This is a genomic window from Streptomyces sp. NPDC127114 (assembly GCF_042677525.1).
Classification (GTDB): domain Bacteria; phylum Actinomycetota; class Actinomycetes; order Streptomycetales; family Streptomycetaceae; genus Streptomyces.
The window spans coordinates 283,015-296,856 of sequence record NZ_JBHXTJ010000002.1; the positions used below are offsets into that span (position 1 = coordinate 283,015).

The following is a 13,842-nucleotide window of genomic DNA, read 5'->3' on the forward strand; positions in this document are numbered from 1 at the left end:
CACGGCGAGCGAGCCAGGAGCCGGTGCTTCAGCCGACCCAGGAGCCGGCGCGTCGGCCGAGCCGGGAACCGGCGCCACGGCCGACACGGCGAGCGACCCAGAGGCCAGCGCCGCGGCCGACTTGGGAGCCGACGCGGCGAACGAGCCCGGAACCGGCGCCGCAGGCGGTTGCGGAGTCGGCCGGGGCTCGGCCGCGTCCGGTCGTTCCGGGTGGGATGCGTGGGGCACGGCGGCGCTCCTTCGGGCCGGCACGATTCCGTCGACCGTGCGGTGAACGCACTATGCGTGACGGTTCGTCCGATTCCGCGTCGCCGTGCCGGGCGGCCGGCCCGGGGTCCCCGGGCCGGCGGTCCGCGTCAGGAGTTCGGGCGCAGGGTCCAGACCACGGTCATCTCGCCGGTCACGGCGCCGTCCTCGCGGGTGATGGCGATGTGGACCGGGAACTCGGGGCGCTGCCCCGCGTCGAGCTCGGCGACGACCTCGGCGGCCGGGCGGCCCAGCGTCGCGGTGGCGGTGACGACGCCCATCGCCAGCTTCTTGTAGCCGATCTCGGCGTTGACGGCGAGCGGCACCGCGCGGCTCAGCTGGTCGCCGAAGGCGGCCAGGACGATCGCGCCGCTCGCGGACTCGGCGAGGGTGAACATGGCGCCGGCGTGCGGGCCGCCCACGTGGTTGTGGTACTCGGCCTGGTCCGGCAGGCGCACGACGGCGCGCTCGGCGGTGGTCTCCAGGAACTCCAGCTTGAGGGTCCTGGCCATGGGCACCGTGGCGGCGAGCATCTCGCCGACGGTCATCTGGTCTGCGCTCATGGCCCGTGATGTTACCCACCAGTAGCAGTCTTCGCCATCCCCGCACGGGGGCGGCCGTAGCCCCGCACCGGCCGCACCTCTATCGTTACGGCCCATGTGGCCAGGACAGCAGCCGCCCGGGGGCGAGCAGAACCCGCAGGACCAGAGTCAGAACCCGTACGCGCAGCCGGGACCGCAGCCCGGCGCGCAGCCCGGTGCGCAGCCGGGCTACGGACAGCCGAACCCGTACCAGCAGCCGACCGTGCCGCAGCCCGCGTACGGACAGCCCAACCCGTACCAGCAGCAGCCGGGCGCCCAGCCCGGTTACGGGCAGCCGAACCCGTACCAGCAGCCGACCGTGCCGCAGTACGCGGTGCCGGGCCCGGTGCAGCCGGGCGGCGGTGACGGCGGCAGGAAGAAGCAGACGACCGTGGTGGCGATCGTCGCCGCCGTCGCCGTGCTCGCGGCGGCCGGCGTGACCGGCTACCTCGTCCTCGGCAAGGACGACGACAAGAAGGACCGGGCCGACGACCCGAAGCCGACGCAGTCGGCGAGCGTGAACCCGGGGACCTCGTCGGCCCCGCCGCTCGACAACCCGCGCGACGGCGCCGCCCAGCAGCCGACGATCCCCGGCTGGAAGGTCGTCTTCAACCCGAAGTACGGCACCCTCTTCGACGTACCGCCGGACTGGGAGCTCTCCAAGCCCGGAGTCGTCACCTACTTCGAGGACGAGAAGAAGGGCGACGGCTCCCCCGTCGTCACCATGTCCGCGCCCGCGCACCTCAAGAGCAACTGGTGCGCGCTGGACACGGACAAGAACGGCACCGAGGAGACCTGGGGCCTCAGCACCGCCGGCACGAAGGGCGGCCAGGGCGCCAAGGACACCGCGGAGGCGGCGTACAACGAGGCCGGCAACTGGGTGTGGGCGGGCTACGCCCAGCACATGCCCAAGGGCACCATCAAGATCACCAAGGCCGTGCCGTACACCACCACGTCCGGCCTGCAGGGCAGCATGGCGACCGCCGTCGCCCCCGGCATCAAGAAGCGCAACAAGTGCGAGTCGGACGGCAAGTCCGTCGCCTTCTCCTTCAAGAACGCCAAGGGCGACTTCTCCTCCTTCGTGCTGTACGCGGCCGACGGAGTGAAGGACGAGCTGTCGGACGAGACCATCAAGAAGATCGTCTCCACCGTGCGCCTCGCTCCCGAGTCCTCGGGGTCGTGATCCGCCCTCGCACTCCCGGCTGGGTGGGCCGGAACTACCTGCTGCTGACCGCCGCCGCGATCGTCACCAACCTGGGCACCCACGGTGCCCTGATCGCGGCGGCGTTCGCCGTCATCCAGTCCGGCGGCGACGGCGGCGACGTGGGCCTCGTGGCGATGGCCCGCACGCTGCCGCTCGTGCTCTTCCTGCTCGTCGGCGGCGCGATCGCCGACCGGGTGCCCCGGCACCGGGTGATGGTCGCCGCCAACGCCCTCAACTGCGCCTCGCAGGCCGTGTTCGCGGCGCTCGTCCTCACCGGCGAGGCCCGGCTGTGGCACATGATGCTGCTGACCGCGCTGTGCGGCACCGGACAGGCGTTCTTCAGCCCGGCCGCCGAGGGCATGCTGATGTCCAGCGTGGACGGCGAACAGGCCGGCCGCGCCTTCGCCCTCTTCCGCATGGCGATGAACGGCGCGGGCATCGGCGGCGCCGCGCTCGGCGGCGCGCTGATCGCCGCCTTCGGCCCGGGCTGGGTCCTCGCGATCGACGCCGCGGCCTTCGCGGTGGCGGGCGCGCTGCGCGCCTTCCTCGACGTCCGGCACGTACCCGAACGGGCGCCGGGCGGCGGCCTGCTGGCCGATCTGCGGGAGGGCTGGGACGAGTTCGTCGGCCGGCCCTGGCTCTGGTCGATCGTCGCCCAGTTCGCCGTCGTGGTGGCGCTGGTGGGCGCGGCCGAGTCGGTGTACGGGCCGCTGGTCGCCCGGGACGAACTGGGCGGCGCCCGGCCGTGGGGCCTCGCGCTCGCCGCGTTCGGGGTGGGCACGCTGTGCGGCGCGGTGCTGATGGCACGCTGGAAGCCGCGCCGGATGCTGCTCGTGGGCACGCTGTGCGTCTTCCCCATCGCGCTGCCCTCGGCGGCGCTCGCGGTGCCGCTCGACGTGGTGGGGCTCTCGACGGCGATGTTCGTGAGCGGCGTCGCGATCGAGGTCTTCGGCGTGTCGTGGATGACGACGCTGCACCAGGAGATCCCCGAGGAGAAGCTCTCGCGGGTCTCGGCGTACGACTGGTTCGGCTCGACGGCGATGCTGCCGCTGTCCACGGCGCTGGCCGGCCCGGCGGAGAGCGTGTTCGGCCGGAGCAACGCGCTGTGGGGCTCGGCGGCGCTGATCGTGGTGGTCACGGCGCTGGTGCTGCTCGTGCCGGACGTACGGAACCTCACGCGCCGTACGAAACCGGTGTCGGGAGCGGTGCCGGCGGCCGGCACGGCGGGCGGTGGTCCGGCGGGCGGTGGCGCGGCGGAACCGGCCGGTGGTGCGGCCGGCGCGACTGTCCCGGACGCGGCCGGTGCCGCCGGCCCGGCGCCCGGCCACGCGGCGGGCGGTGGTGCCGCGGTCGTCGTCTCAGCCGATGCCGAAGGCCCCGTCCGGCGGCACCGGTGACGGGACGGCGTCCGCGTCCCGCACGGGGCGCGCGTCACCGGTGAACCGGACCACGGCCTCGCCCCACTCCACCCGCGCCGGGAACGGGTCCGCGGCGGTACGGCGGGCGAGGCCCGCGGTGTCGATCTCCCGGTCGGAGGCGACCAGGACGGCGTTGCCGAAGCGGCGCCCGCGCAGCACGGCCGGTTCGGCGATCAGCGCGAGCTCGGGGAACACGGCCGCGAAGGTGGCGAGCTGCGAGCGCAGGAAGCCGAACGGCGCTCCGTCGGCGAGGTTCGCCGCGTAGGTGCCGCCCGGGCGCAGCACCCGCCGCGCCTGCCGGGCGTACTCGACGGAGGTGAGGTGCGCGGGCACCCGTGAGCCGCCGAACACGTCGGCGATCAGCAGGTCCGCGGAGTCGTCCGGCGCGGCCTCCAGCCATGCGCGGGCGTCCGCGCCGTGCACGGTGATGCCCGAATCCGGTGGCAGCGGCAGGTTTTCCGCGACGAGCGTTAGCAGGCCGCGGTCGGCCTCGGCGACCTGCTGCCGGGAGCCGGGGCGGGTGGCCGCGACGTACCGGGGCAGGGTGAGCGCCCCGCCGCCCAGGTGGACGGCGTCGAGCGGGGCGCCTTCGTCCGCGAGGAGGTCGACGAGGTGCGCGAGGCGCCGGGCGTACTCGAACTCCAGGTGCGCCGGGTCGTCGAGGTCCACGTACGACTGCGGGGCACCGTCGACGGTGAGCAGCCAGCCCCGCTCGGTGTCCACGTCGGGCATGAGCCTGGCGGTGCCCTGGTCGACGTCGCGGATGACGGGAATCTGCTCGTTCACGTCCTCATTGTGCCCACAGGGCGGTGACGGTCCGCGCGTGGGTCGCGGCCTGGGCCCGCCCGGCGCGGGCGGCGGGGCCACGGCGGGCCGGGTCGAGGGGGTTGCGGCCGAAGGCCTTCCTGGACGCCGCGTCGGGCGTGATGACCTCGACCCGCGCGCCGGCCGCGGCGAGCGCGGCGCCCTGCCGGGCGGGCGACTGCAGCACCTTGTTGCCGGAGGCGCTGGGCGCGATGACGACGACGCGCTCGTAGCCGGCGGCGAGGTGGGCGTTGGCCGTCGAGTGCAGTCCGCCGTCGATCCACCGGCGCCCCGCGAGGTCCACCACGGGCCAGGCGCCGGGTATGGCGCAGCTGGCGGTGACGGCGTCGAGGAGCGGGACGCCGGCGTCCTTGTCGAAGGCGGTGAGTTCACCGCTTCCGGCGTCCACGGCGGTGATCAGCAGCCGCCGCCCGGGCCACTCGACGGCGTCCCCGAGCCGTCCCGCCACGACCTCCCGGCGCACGGCGGGGTCGACGGTGCGGGCCGCGCCCGCGAGCCGGCCGAGCCTGCGCCCGTACTCCTCGGGCGTACGGGAGCCCAGGACGGCGAGGGCGTACCTGAGGATCTGGCCGGGTCCGAGCCGGGCGGAGAGCTCGCCGTCGGGCGGCGTCGACTGGCTCTCGTAGAGCGCGCCGAGCGGGAAGGCCCCGGAGGCGAGCTGTGCCCCGACGACCGCTCCGGCGGAGCTGCCGACCACCAGGTCGGCCTCCGTCAGATCCACCCCGCTCTCGGCGAGCCCCCATAGAATCCCGACTTCCCACCCCGCGCCGGTCAGCCCGCCCGCGCCCAGTACCAGTGCCGTACGCCTCGCCGTGTCGGTCATGATCCGAGTGTGGCGGACGGGGGTGGGAGGGTGCGTGGCGGGGCCCGGAAGGCTTGCTTCCGGGCCCCGCGGGTACGGCGGGTGACGGCGGGTCAGAAGACCTCCGTCACCGTTCCCGCGCCGACCGTGCGGCCGCCCTCGCGGATGGCGAAGCCAAGGCCGGGCTCCAAGGGGAGCGCGCGGCCCAGTTCGACGGTCATCGTGACCGTGTCGCCGGGGCGGGCCACGGAGGTGTCGCCGAGGTCGACGGCGCCGACGACGTCCGCGGTGCGGAGGTAGAACTGCGGGCGGTAGCCGGTGGCGACGGGCGTCGAGCGGCCGCCCTCGCGGGCGGACAGCACGTACACCCGCGCCGTGAACCTGCTGCGCGGCACGACGCTGCCCGGTGCGGCCACGACGTGGCCTCGGCGGACCGCGCCGCGCGGGACTCCGCGCAGCAGGAGGGCCACGTTGTCGCCGGCCTGGGCCGACTCCATCAGCCTGCCGAAGGTCTCGACGCCCGTGACGACCGTCTCGGTCTCCGCGCCGAGCACCGCCACGCGGTCGCCGACGCGGACGGTGCCGCGCTCGACGGCACCGGTGACGACCGTCCCGCGGCCGGTGATGGTGAGCACGCTCTCCACCGGCATCAGGAACGGCGCCTCCACATACCGCACCGGCACGGGCACGTACGTGTCGACCGCGTCGAGCAGCGCCTCCACGGACGCCGTCCAGCGCGGGTCGCCCTCCAGGGCGCGCAGCCCGGAGACCCGGACGACGGGCACGGCGTCGCCGCCGTAGCCGTGGGCGGTGAGCAGCTCCCGTACCTCCAGCTCGACCAGGTCGGTCAGTTCGTCGTCGGCGCCGTCCGCCTTGTTGAGGGCGACGACGATGTGGTCGACGCCGACCTGACGGGCGAGCAGCACGTGCTCGGCGGTCTGCGGCATGATCCCGTCGAGCGCCGAGACGACCAGGATCGCCCCGTCGAGCTGCGCCGCGCCCGTCACCATGTTCTTGATGTAGTCGGCGTGTCCGGGCATGTCGACATGGGCGTAGTGACGGGTGTCCGTCTCGTACTCCACGTGCGCGGCGTTGATGGTGATGCCCCGCCGGGCCTCCTCCGGCGCCCGGTCGATCCGGTCGAAGGGCACGTAGGTGGTCGGGCCGCCGGTGCCGCGCTCGCTGAGGACCTTGGTGATGGCGGCGGTGAGGGTGGTCTTGCCGTGGTCGACGTGGCCCATGGTGCCGATGTTGAGGTGCGGCTTGGTGCGTGCGTATGCCTGCTTGGGCATGGCTGAATCGCTCGTTTCGATGCTCGAAGCGTGAGTGGGGACCCCGGGGCCGAACCGACCCTCCCCCTGTGGGGTCCGCCGGACGGTCCGGGGAGAGTCAGCTTCGGTCGCCGCCGAGCGTGGCGAGGGCCGCGAGAACTGCGGGAGCCGTGACGAGGGCAGCCTTCGGCGCGTCCGCGACTGCGGAGGGCGCTGTGGGGAAGGCGTGCCGGAACATGCCTCCGATGATGGCCGCTCACCCGCGTCGAGTCGACCGAATTTCCGGGCGCGGGCGGCCACTTCGGGCGGCTTCGGGCGGTGGCGGCGGCTTCGGGCGGCTGTGGTCACTTCGGGCGGCTGCGGTCGGTTCGCGCGACCGTTCTGGGTGGGCGGACGGCCCGAGCGGTCCTTAGGGCCTGTCCGGTGTCGTCACGCGGGTTCCAGGTTCTTCAGCGCCTCGCGCACCGAGAGCGGGGAAAGGCGCGAGGAGTTCTGCGCGACGAAGGCGCGGACCTCGGACGGAGCCGTCTTCGCGTACTCGCGCAGGCTCCAGCCGATGGCCTTGCGGATGAAGAAGTCGGGATGGCCGGAGCGGAGCAGACAGTAGGAGAAGAGGCGGTCGGCGTCGGTGCTTGACTTGAACCGGAGCTGGTGGAGGAGGGCGGTGCGGGCGACCCACAGGTCGTCGTCGGCGATCCACTCGTCCATGCGCGCCGCGAGCCGCGGGTCGGCCGCGACCAGGCCGCCGACGACGTGGGCGGCGAGGTGGTCGACGGTGTCCCACCAGGAGACGGTGGTGACCAGCGTGCGGGCCACCGGCAGGAAGGCCGAGGAGCAGCGCTTCACGTGGCGGCGCAGGTAGTCGACCGCGAAGTAGTGGTACTCGCGCTCGGGGAGCGCGAAGCAGCGCAGGGCGACGGCCGTGCAGTCGGCCTCGTCGGGCGCGGGCAGTCCCGCCAGGACGGTACGGGAGAGGGCACGGCGCTCGGGCGTGCGCACGCCGAGGAAGGGCGCGACGCCCTTCATGTACGCGATCATCTCCTGCGCGCGGAACGGGTCCCCGGCCGCCGGATAGGTCTCCGTGAGACGGCCGAGCACCGTGTCCGCGAGGGCGCTGTCGGGGACGACGGCGGGAGCGGCGGGTGTGCTCATCGCCTCACTGTACGGGCGGCCGGCACGGCATACCTCACGGTCGACCACGAGCGGCGCCGCGACGCACATAACGGCGATCACATGTCCGTGTCGGTTACTCTCCCCGGGTGTTCGAGCCCGTGTCCGTCCGCCGCTCCCGCGCGCTGCTCCCGCCCCGGGCCCGGCTGGCCTGCCTCGCCCTGATCCTGCTGGCCGCAGGAGCGTCGGTGCTGCTCTTCGAGCCGCAGCGGCTGCTTTCAGCGGGCTGGCCGCCGCAGCTGAGCGGTCCCGGCGCCGTGCTCGTCTTCGGCCTCGCGTACGGCGTGTGCACGGCGGCCCTGGTGCCGCGGCCGATCCTCAACCTGGCGGCGGGCGCGCTGTTCGGCGCGCAGGCCGGCTTCGCCGCGTCGCTGGGCGGCACGGTCCTGGGTGCGGGCCTCTCGTTCGCGCTGGGCCGGGCGCTCGGCCAGGAGGCGCTGCGGCCGTACGTGCGGGGCCGCTGGCTGGAGGCGGCGGACGGCCAGCTGAGCCGGCACGGCTTCCGCTCGATGCTGGCCATCCGGCTCTTTCCCGGCATGCCGTTCGCGGTGGCCAACTACGCGGCCGCCGTCTCCCGGATGCGGTACCTGCCGTTCCTGCTGGCCACCGGGCTCGGTTCCGTACCGAACACGGCGGCGTACGTGATCGCCGGCAGCCAGGCCACCTCGCCGACCTCTCCCGCCTTCCTGATCTCGATGGGCTTCATCGTCCTGTCGGCCGCCGTCGCGGCGGTCGTCGGCTGGCGCAAGCGGCACCGCATCGCGGCACGGGCGGAGGCCCGGGAGGCGGTCGCGGCGGAGGCGGTGGCGTCGGCGGCCGGTTCCCCCGGGCCCGAGGGAGGCGTCGGCGAGCGGGAGCGGGCCGGGGCGGAGGCCGGGGAGCCGGCCGGGGCGGGTACCTCCTCCTAGCGCCTGCGCCCTGACAGGAACGGTCGCATCTCCGGCCCTACAACGCCTCCACGATCATCGCGTTCGCCAGTCCGCCCGCCTCGCACATCGCCTGCAGTCCGTAGCGTGCGCCGCGTGCGCGCAGGGCGTGGACCAGCGTCGTGGTCAGGCGGGTGCCGCTGGCACCGAGCGGGTGGCCGAGGGCGATCGCGCCGCCGTGGACGTTGACCTTCGCCGGGTCGGCGCCGGTCTCCTGCTGCCAGGCGAGGACGACGCTCGCGAAGGCCTCGTTGATCTCGAAGAGGTCGATGTCGTCGAGGCTGAGCCCCGCGCGCCGCAGCACCTTCTCCGTGGCCGGGATGACGCCGGTGAGCATGAGCAGCGGGTCGGAGCCGGTGACGGCGAAGGAACGGAGCCGCGCGAGCGGGCGCAGACCGAGGGCCCGCGCGGTGTCCGCGGCCATGACGAGGACGGCGGAGGCGCCGTCGTTGACCGGGCTGCTGTTGCCGGCGGTGACCGACCAGTCGATCTGCGGGAAGCGCTCGGCGAAACCGGGGTCCTCGAAGGCGGGCCGCAGCCCGGCCAGGATCTCCGGTGTGGTCGCGGGTCGCACCGACTCGTCGCGGCGCACGTCGCCGTACGGGACGACCTCGTCGTCGAAGAGTCCGGCCGCCCAGCTGCGCGCGGCCCTGGCGTGCGAGGCGGCCGAGAACGCGTCCATGGCCTCGCGCCCGATGCCCCACTTCGCGGCGATGAGTTCGGCGCTGATGCCCTGCGGGACCAGGCCCTCGGGGTAGCGGGCGGCGACGCCGGGACCGAAGGGGTCGGCGCCGGGCGGCACGTTGGACCACATGGGCACGCGGCTCATGGACTCGACGCCGCAGGCGACGGCGATGTCGTACGCACCCGACAGCACTCCCTGCGCGGCGAAGTGCACGGCCTGCTGCGAGGACCCGCACTGCCGGTCGACGGTGGTGGCGGGCACGGTCTCGGGCAGACCGGCGCCCAGCCAGGCGTACCGGGTGGTGTTCATGGCCTGTTCGCCGACCTGGTCGACGGTGCCGCCGATGACGTCGTCGACGAGGGCGGGATCGATGCCGGTCCGTTCGATCAGGGCGCGCAGGGTGTGGGACAGGAGGGCGACGGGGTGGACGTCGGCGAGCGCTCCGCCGGGCTTTCCCTTCCCTATGGGCGTACGGACTGCTTCGACGATGACGGCGTCACGCATGGGACGACTCCTGGAGGCCGCAGGGACGGATCAAAGAGCTGGAGAGCGAGGAAGCGAGAGAGTTGGAAAATCGAACCAACACCTGTCGGTAACATAGCCCAGTGGGTTGGATTTTCAAACCCGCGCTCCCCCGGCTGCTTTAGTCTTGGCTCATGAAGGCCGCCGCCCGCCCCTGCTCCATCGCCGACACCCTCGCTCTCGTCGGCGAGAAGTACTCGCTCCTCGTGCTGCGCGAGGTCTCGCTCGGCGTCCACCGCTTCGACCGGATCGCCCGCAACACCGGCGCGCCGCGCGACATCCTCACCGCCCGGCTCAAGCGGCTCGTCGAGGCCGGGATCCTGGAGAAGGTCGCGTACAGCGAGCGGCCCCTCCGCTACGAGTACCGGGCCACACCGGCCGGCGAGGAGCTCGGTCCGGTCCTCGTGACCCTCATGGCCTGGGGCGACCGCCACCTCAACGAGAAGGACCGGCCCGTCGTGCTGGAACACAGCTGCGGCGAGACGCTCGCCCCGCGCGTCGTCTGCGCCCACTGCGGCGAGCGGGCCGACCGCGCGAGCCTCACGACACACGTACGCGCGCCGGGCTGGACGAGGACGGGCCCCGTGGAGGACTGAGCACGGGCCGCGCGGAGGGACCGGGGACGGGCCGCGCGGAAGACCGGGGACGGGCCGGTGCGGAAGACCGGGGACGGGCCGGTGCCGGGCCCCGGCGTCCGCCCTGCGAACTGGCGTGTCATCTGGGGACGGTACGCTGCGCACCGACCTTATGACCGCACACGTACATTCGGGACGGCCCTGGCTCCATGAGTTGGTTCGAAGCATTCATCCTCGGACTCGTCCAGGGGCTGACGGAGTTCCTTCCCATCTCCTCCAGCGCGCATCTGCGGCTCACCGCCGCGTTCGCCGGCTGGGAGGACCCGGGCGCCGCGTTCACGGCCATCACCCAGATCGGCACCGAGGCCGCCGTCCTCATCTACTTCCGCAAGGACATCGCGCGGATCGTCTCGGCCTGGTTCCGCTCCCTCTTCGACAAGGCGATGCGCTCCGACCACGACGCCCAGATGGGCTGGCTGGTCATCGTGGGCTCGATCCCCATCGGCGTCCTCGGCGTCACGCTCAAGGACCAGATCGAGGGCCCGTTCCGTGATCTGCGGCTGACCGCCACCATGCTCATCGTCATGGGCGTCGTGCTGGGCGTCGCCGACCGGCTCGCGGCGCGCGACGAACTCGGCGGCAGGCACCGCGCGGTGCGCGAGCGCAAGTCGCTCAAGGAGCTGGGCGTGCGAGACGGCCTGATCTTCGGCGCCTGCCAGGCGATGGCCCTGATCCCGGGCGTCTCCCGGTCCGGCGCCACGATCTCCGGCGGTCTGCTCATGGGATACACCCGCGAGGCGGCCGCCCGGTACTCCTTCCTCCTCGCCATCCCGGCGGTGCTCGCCTCCGGACTGTTCGAGCTGAAGGACGCGACCGAGGGCGGTCACGTCTCCTGGGGGCCGACGATCTTCGCGACGGTCATCGCCTTCGGCGTCGGCTACGCGGTGATCGCCTGGTTCATGAAGTTCATCACCACCAAGTCCTTCATGCCGTTCGTGATCTACCGGATCCTGCTCGGCATCCTGCTGATCCTCCTGGTCTCGGCCGGTGTGCTGAGCCCGCACGCGGGCGAGTCCGCCGGCTGACGGAGGGACACGGGGAGCGCGTGGTGCCCGCGACCGGCCGGCACCACGCGCTTTCGGCACGCCCGGCGGGCGAGCGGGGAAGGTGCCGCCGGGCGAGCGGGGAAAAGTGCCGCCGGCCTCATCCGCGAGGCCGGCAGGCCCCGAAGGACCGGGTGAGAGCACAACCGATCCACGGCCGCGGCCCCCTCGGCGTCGGCCGGTGTGAGGAGCACGTCATGAACCCCACGTCCACCCGACGCCGCCTCTCCGTCGCCCTGGCCGCCTCGGCCCTCACGGTCTCGTTCGGTGCCCTCGCCCCGCAGGCGTCGGCCGACGACGGCGCCGCCCCGTTCGGCCCGGGCTGTGCCTCGGTGCCGAAGGAGGGGGCCGGCTCGTTCGACGGGATGGCCGGCGACCCGGTGGCGACCGCCGCGTCGCACAACCCGGACCTGTCGACGCTGGTGACCGCCGTGAAGAAGGCGGGCCTGGTCGACACCCTGAACAACGCGGAGGACATCACGGTCTTCGCGCCGACGAACGAGGCCTTCGCCAAGATCCCGAAGGCGGACCTGGACAAGGTCCTCGCCGACAAGGACCTCCTGACCGAGGTCCTCACCTACCACGTGGTCGACGAGCCCGTGCACAAGGCGGACCTCGCCGACGGTTCCTTCAAGACGCTGCAGGGCGGCACGCTGACCACCTCCGGTTCCGGGGACGCGTACCAGGTGAACGGCACCGCCTCCGTCCTGTGCGGCGACATCCGCACCTCCAACGCGACCGTCCACGTCATCGACACCGTGCTCATGCCCCGGTGAGGAAGGGAGCGGCGGGTGCACGCGGGGCGGGCGACGGGCCCGTGCGGCCCCCGGGCGGGCCACGGCCCGCGTGCGTCCGTCGTGCATCCGTGTGGTCCCGCCGCGACGAAGAACCGGCGTAGGCGTACGGCCACGCGATCGGTGAAACGGATCAGCGCATGAACACTTCCAGCCCGGCCGGAGGCGCCCGCTGCCTGGTCACCGGCGCGAGCGGCTACATCGGAGGACGCCTGGTACCGGAGCTCCTCGACAGCGGTCACCGCGTCCGCTGCCTCGCCCGGCATCCGGACAAGCTCCGTGACTTCCCCTGGGCCGGGCGCGCGGAGACGGTGCGCGGAGACGTCACCGACGCCGCGAGCCTCCGCCCGGCGCTCGACGGCGTCGACGTCGCCTACTACCTCGTCCACTCCATGAGTTCGACGCCGGACTTCGAGGACAGGGACCGCCTGGCGGCCCGTACCTTCGCCGCCGAGGCCCGTGCCGCCGGAGTGCGGCGGATCGTCTACCTGGGCGGCCTCACCCCGCGCGGAGTGCCGGACGACGAGCTCTCGCCGCACCTGCGCTCCCGCACCGAGGTGGGCCGCATCCTCCTCGACTCGGGCGTGCCCACCACCGTGCTGCGGGCCGCCGTCGTCATCGGTTCCGGATCGGCGTCCTTCGAGATGCTGCGGTACCTGACCGAACGGCTGCCCGTCATGGTCACGCCCCGCTGGGTCGGCAGCAGGGTCCAGCCCATCGCCGTACGCGACGTGCTGAGGTATCTGGTGGGCAGCGCCGCCATGCCCGCCGACGTCAACCGGACCTTCGACATCGGCGGACCGGACGTGCTCACCTACCGGGAGATGATGGAGCGGTACGCCGAGGTCGCCGGCCTGCGCAGGCGCCTCATCGTGCCCGTGCCCGTCCTGACCCCGCGGCTCTCGAGCCAGTGGATCGGTCTCGTCACACCGGTGCCGGCCTCCCTGGCCAAGCCCCTCACCGAGTCGCTCCGGCACGAGGTGGTGTGCGGCGAGCACGACATCGCCCGGTACGTTCCCGACGGCCCCGGGCGGCCCGTCCGGTTCGGGGAATCGCTCCGTCTCGCCCTCCGCCGGGTCCGCGACGCGCAGGTCACGACCCGCTGGTCGTCCGCCTCGCCGCCCGGCGCGCCGAGCGACCCACTGCCGACCGACCCCGACTGGGCGGGCGGCAGTCTCTACACGGACGAACGCTCGCGCGCCGTCGGCGCCGGCCCGGACGCGTTGTGGCGGGTCATCGAGGGCGTGGGCGGGGAGAACGGCTGGTACTCCTTCCCGCTGGCGTGGGCCGTCCGGGGATGGGCCGACCGGCTGGTCGGCGGGGTGGGCCTGCGGCGCGGGCGCAGGGACGCGACGCGTCTGCGGGTCGGTGACGCCCTGGACTTCTGGCGCGTGGAGGAGATCGACCGCGGTCGCCTGCTGCGGCTGCGGGCCGAGATGCGCCTGCCCGGCCTCGCGTGGCTGGAGATGGCCGTCGAACGGGACGAGGCGGGCACGACGACCTACCGGCAGCGGGCCCTCTTCCATCCGAGGGGCCTCGCGGGCCAGGCGTACTGGTGGGGCGTCTCCCCGTTCCACGCCGTGGTCTTCGGCGGCATGGCCCGGAACATCGCCCGGACCGCCGAGACGGAGAGCGGGCGGCGGGATTCGCCGTGAACGGGCAGTGATCACCGTCGCGTGCGAGCGGGTGCCGCGAACGCACCTCTCGCCCCTCAGCGGCG

Annotated in this window: 13 protein-coding genes; 7 read left to right on the forward strand and 6 right to left on the reverse strand. The window is 73.5% G+C overall.

Annotated elements, in window-relative coordinates; all coding sequences use genetic code 11:
• Positions 1 to 356 precede the first annotated feature (356 nt).
• Entirely contained in the window at positions 357 to 809 is a 453-nt protein-coding gene (locus ACFVGS_RS03375; protein WP_384415975.1) for a DUF4442 domain-containing protein, read from the reverse strand.
• Positions 810 to 903: 94 nt separating this feature from the next.
• Here ACFVGS_RS03375 and ACFVGS_RS03380 point away from each other — a divergent pair, with 94 nt between their 5' ends.
• Both ACFVGS_RS03380 and ACFVGS_RS03385 read left to right on the forward strand, forming a co-directional pair.
• Positions 904 to 2,010: a hypothetical protein gene (locus ACFVGS_RS03380; RefSeq protein WP_385689913.1), complete on the forward strand. Its 1,107-nt coding sequence runs from the start codon at positions 904 to 906 to the stop codon at positions 2,008 to 2,010.
• Complete coding sequence (locus ACFVGS_RS03385) at positions 2,007 to 3,428, forward strand: MFS transporter (RefSeq protein ID WP_385689916.1); 1,422 nt, start codon at positions 2,007 to 2,009, stop codon at positions 3,426 to 3,428. The genes ACFVGS_RS03380 and ACFVGS_RS03385 overlap by 4 nt, the downstream gene beginning before the upstream one ends.
• Here the strand turns inward: ACFVGS_RS03385 and ACFVGS_RS03390 are convergent.
• The 4 genes from ACFVGS_RS03390 to ACFVGS_RS03405 form a co-directional block, all read right to left on the reverse strand.
• The gene (locus ACFVGS_RS03390; protein WP_384415984.1) at positions 3,390 to 4,235 is read right to left on the reverse strand and encodes a spermidine synthase; all 846 of its coding nucleotides are present in this window, start codon (positions 4,233 to 4,235) and stop codon (positions 3,390 to 3,392) included. The genes ACFVGS_RS03385 and ACFVGS_RS03390 overlap by 39 nt on opposite strands.
• A 4-nt stretch (positions 4,236 to 4,239) precedes the next feature.
• Positions 4,240 to 5,097, reverse strand: a complete 858-nt coding sequence (locus ACFVGS_RS03395) for a patatin-like phospholipase family protein (protein WP_384415987.1) — start codon at positions 5,095 to 5,097, stop codon at positions 4,240 to 4,242.
• Between the two features lie 92 nt (positions 5,098 to 5,189).
• Positions 5,190 to 6,368 carry an elongation factor Tu gene (gene tuf, locus ACFVGS_RS03400; protein ID WP_384415990.1) on the reverse strand — a complete coding sequence of 393 codons (1,179 nt, stop codon included), beginning with the start codon at positions 6,366 to 6,368 and terminating at the stop codon, positions 5,190 to 5,192.
• A gap of 408 nt (positions 6,369 to 6,776) precedes the next feature.
• Positions 6,777 to 7,499, reverse strand: a complete 723-nt coding sequence (locus ACFVGS_RS03405) for a DNA alkylation repair protein (RefSeq protein ID WP_384415992.1) — start codon at positions 7,497 to 7,499, stop codon at positions 6,777 to 6,779.
• Positions 7,500 to 7,606: 107 nt separating this feature from the next.
• On the opposite strand from ACFVGS_RS03405, the gene ACFVGS_RS03410 reads away from it, so the two are divergent.
• On the forward strand, positions 7,607 to 8,425 hold the full coding sequence (locus ACFVGS_RS03410) for a TVP38/TMEM64 family protein (protein ID WP_384415995.1): 819 nt from the start codon (positions 7,607 to 7,609) through the stop codon (positions 8,423 to 8,425).
• Positions 8,426 to 8,462: 37 nt separating this feature from the next.
• On the opposite strand, the gene ACFVGS_RS03415 is transcribed toward ACFVGS_RS03410, so the two are convergent.
• The gene (locus ACFVGS_RS03415) at positions 8,463 to 9,632 is read right to left on the reverse strand and encodes a thiolase family protein (RefSeq protein ID WP_385689921.1); all 1,170 of its coding nucleotides are present in this window, start codon (positions 9,630 to 9,632) and stop codon (positions 8,463 to 8,465) included.
• 152 nt (positions 9,633 to 9,784) lie between these two features.
• Between ACFVGS_RS03415 and ACFVGS_RS03420 the strand changes: the two genes are divergently transcribed.
• From ACFVGS_RS03420 to ACFVGS_RS03435, 4 genes are all read left to right on the forward strand, one after another.
• Positions 9,785 to 10,246 (forward strand): winged helix-turn-helix transcriptional regulator, encoded by a 462-nt coding sequence (locus tag ACFVGS_RS03420; protein WP_384415999.1) that lies wholly within the window; start codon positions 9,785 to 9,787, stop codon positions 10,244 to 10,246.
• A gap of 188 nt (positions 10,247 to 10,434) precedes the next feature.
• A complete protein-coding gene (locus ACFVGS_RS03425) occupies positions 10,435 to 11,310 on the forward strand; it encodes an undecaprenyl-diphosphate phosphatase (RefSeq protein WP_384416002.1) in 876 nt (291 codons plus the stop codon).
• A gap of 215 nt (positions 11,311 to 11,525) precedes the next feature.
• Positions 11,526 to 12,104: a fasciclin domain-containing protein gene (locus ACFVGS_RS03430; RefSeq protein ID WP_384416005.1), complete on the forward strand. Its 579-nt coding sequence runs from the start codon at positions 11,526 to 11,528 to the stop codon at positions 12,102 to 12,104.
• Between the two features lie 158 nt (positions 12,105 to 12,262).
• On the forward strand, positions 12,263 to 13,777 hold the full coding sequence (locus tag ACFVGS_RS03435) for an SDR family oxidoreductase (protein ID WP_384416008.1): 1,515 nt from the start codon (positions 12,263 to 12,265) through the stop codon (positions 13,775 to 13,777).
• The last annotated feature ends 65 nt before the right edge of the window (positions 13,778 to 13,842 follow it).

What these genes read in the sequence shown, in the direction of transcription:
- ACFVGS_RS03375 (WP_384415975.1), bottom strand. Translation starts at nt 809, where the DNA reads ATGAGCGCAGACCAGATGACCGTCGGCGAGATGCTCGCCGCCACGGTG.
- ACFVGS_RS03380 (WP_385689913.1), top strand. Translation starts at nt 904, where the DNA reads ATGTGGCCAGGACAGCAGCCGCCCGGGGGCGAGCAGAACCCGCAGGAC.
- ACFVGS_RS03395 (WP_384415987.1), bottom strand. Translation starts at nt 5,097, where the DNA reads ATGACCGACACGGCGAGGCGTACGGCACTGGTACTGGGCGCGGGCGGG.
- tuf (WP_384415990.1), bottom strand. Translation starts at nt 6,368, where the DNA reads ATGCCCAAGCAGGCATACGCACGCACCAAGCCGCACCTCAACATCGGC.
- ACFVGS_RS03405 (WP_384415992.1), bottom strand. Translation starts at nt 7,499, where the DNA reads ATGAGCACACCCGCCGCTCCCGCCGTCGTCCCCGACAGCGCCCTCGCG.
- ACFVGS_RS03415 (WP_385689921.1), bottom strand. Translation starts at nt 9,632, where the DNA reads ATGCGTGACGCCGTCATCGTCGAAGCAGTCCGTACGCCCATAGGGAAG.
- ACFVGS_RS03420 (WP_384415999.1), top strand. Translation starts at nt 9,785, where the DNA reads ATGAAGGCCGCCGCCCGCCCCTGCTCCATCGCCGACACCCTCGCTCTC.
- ACFVGS_RS03425 (WP_384416002.1), top strand. Translation starts at nt 10,435, where the DNA reads ATGAGTTGGTTCGAAGCATTCATCCTCGGACTCGTCCAGGGGCTGACG.
- ACFVGS_RS03430 (WP_384416005.1), top strand. Translation starts at nt 11,526, where the DNA reads ATGAACCCCACGTCCACCCGACGCCGCCTCTCCGTCGCCCTGGCCGCC.
- ACFVGS_RS03435 (WP_384416008.1), top strand. Translation starts at nt 12,263, where the DNA reads ATGAACACTTCCAGCCCGGCCGGAGGCGCCCGCTGCCTGGTCACCGGC.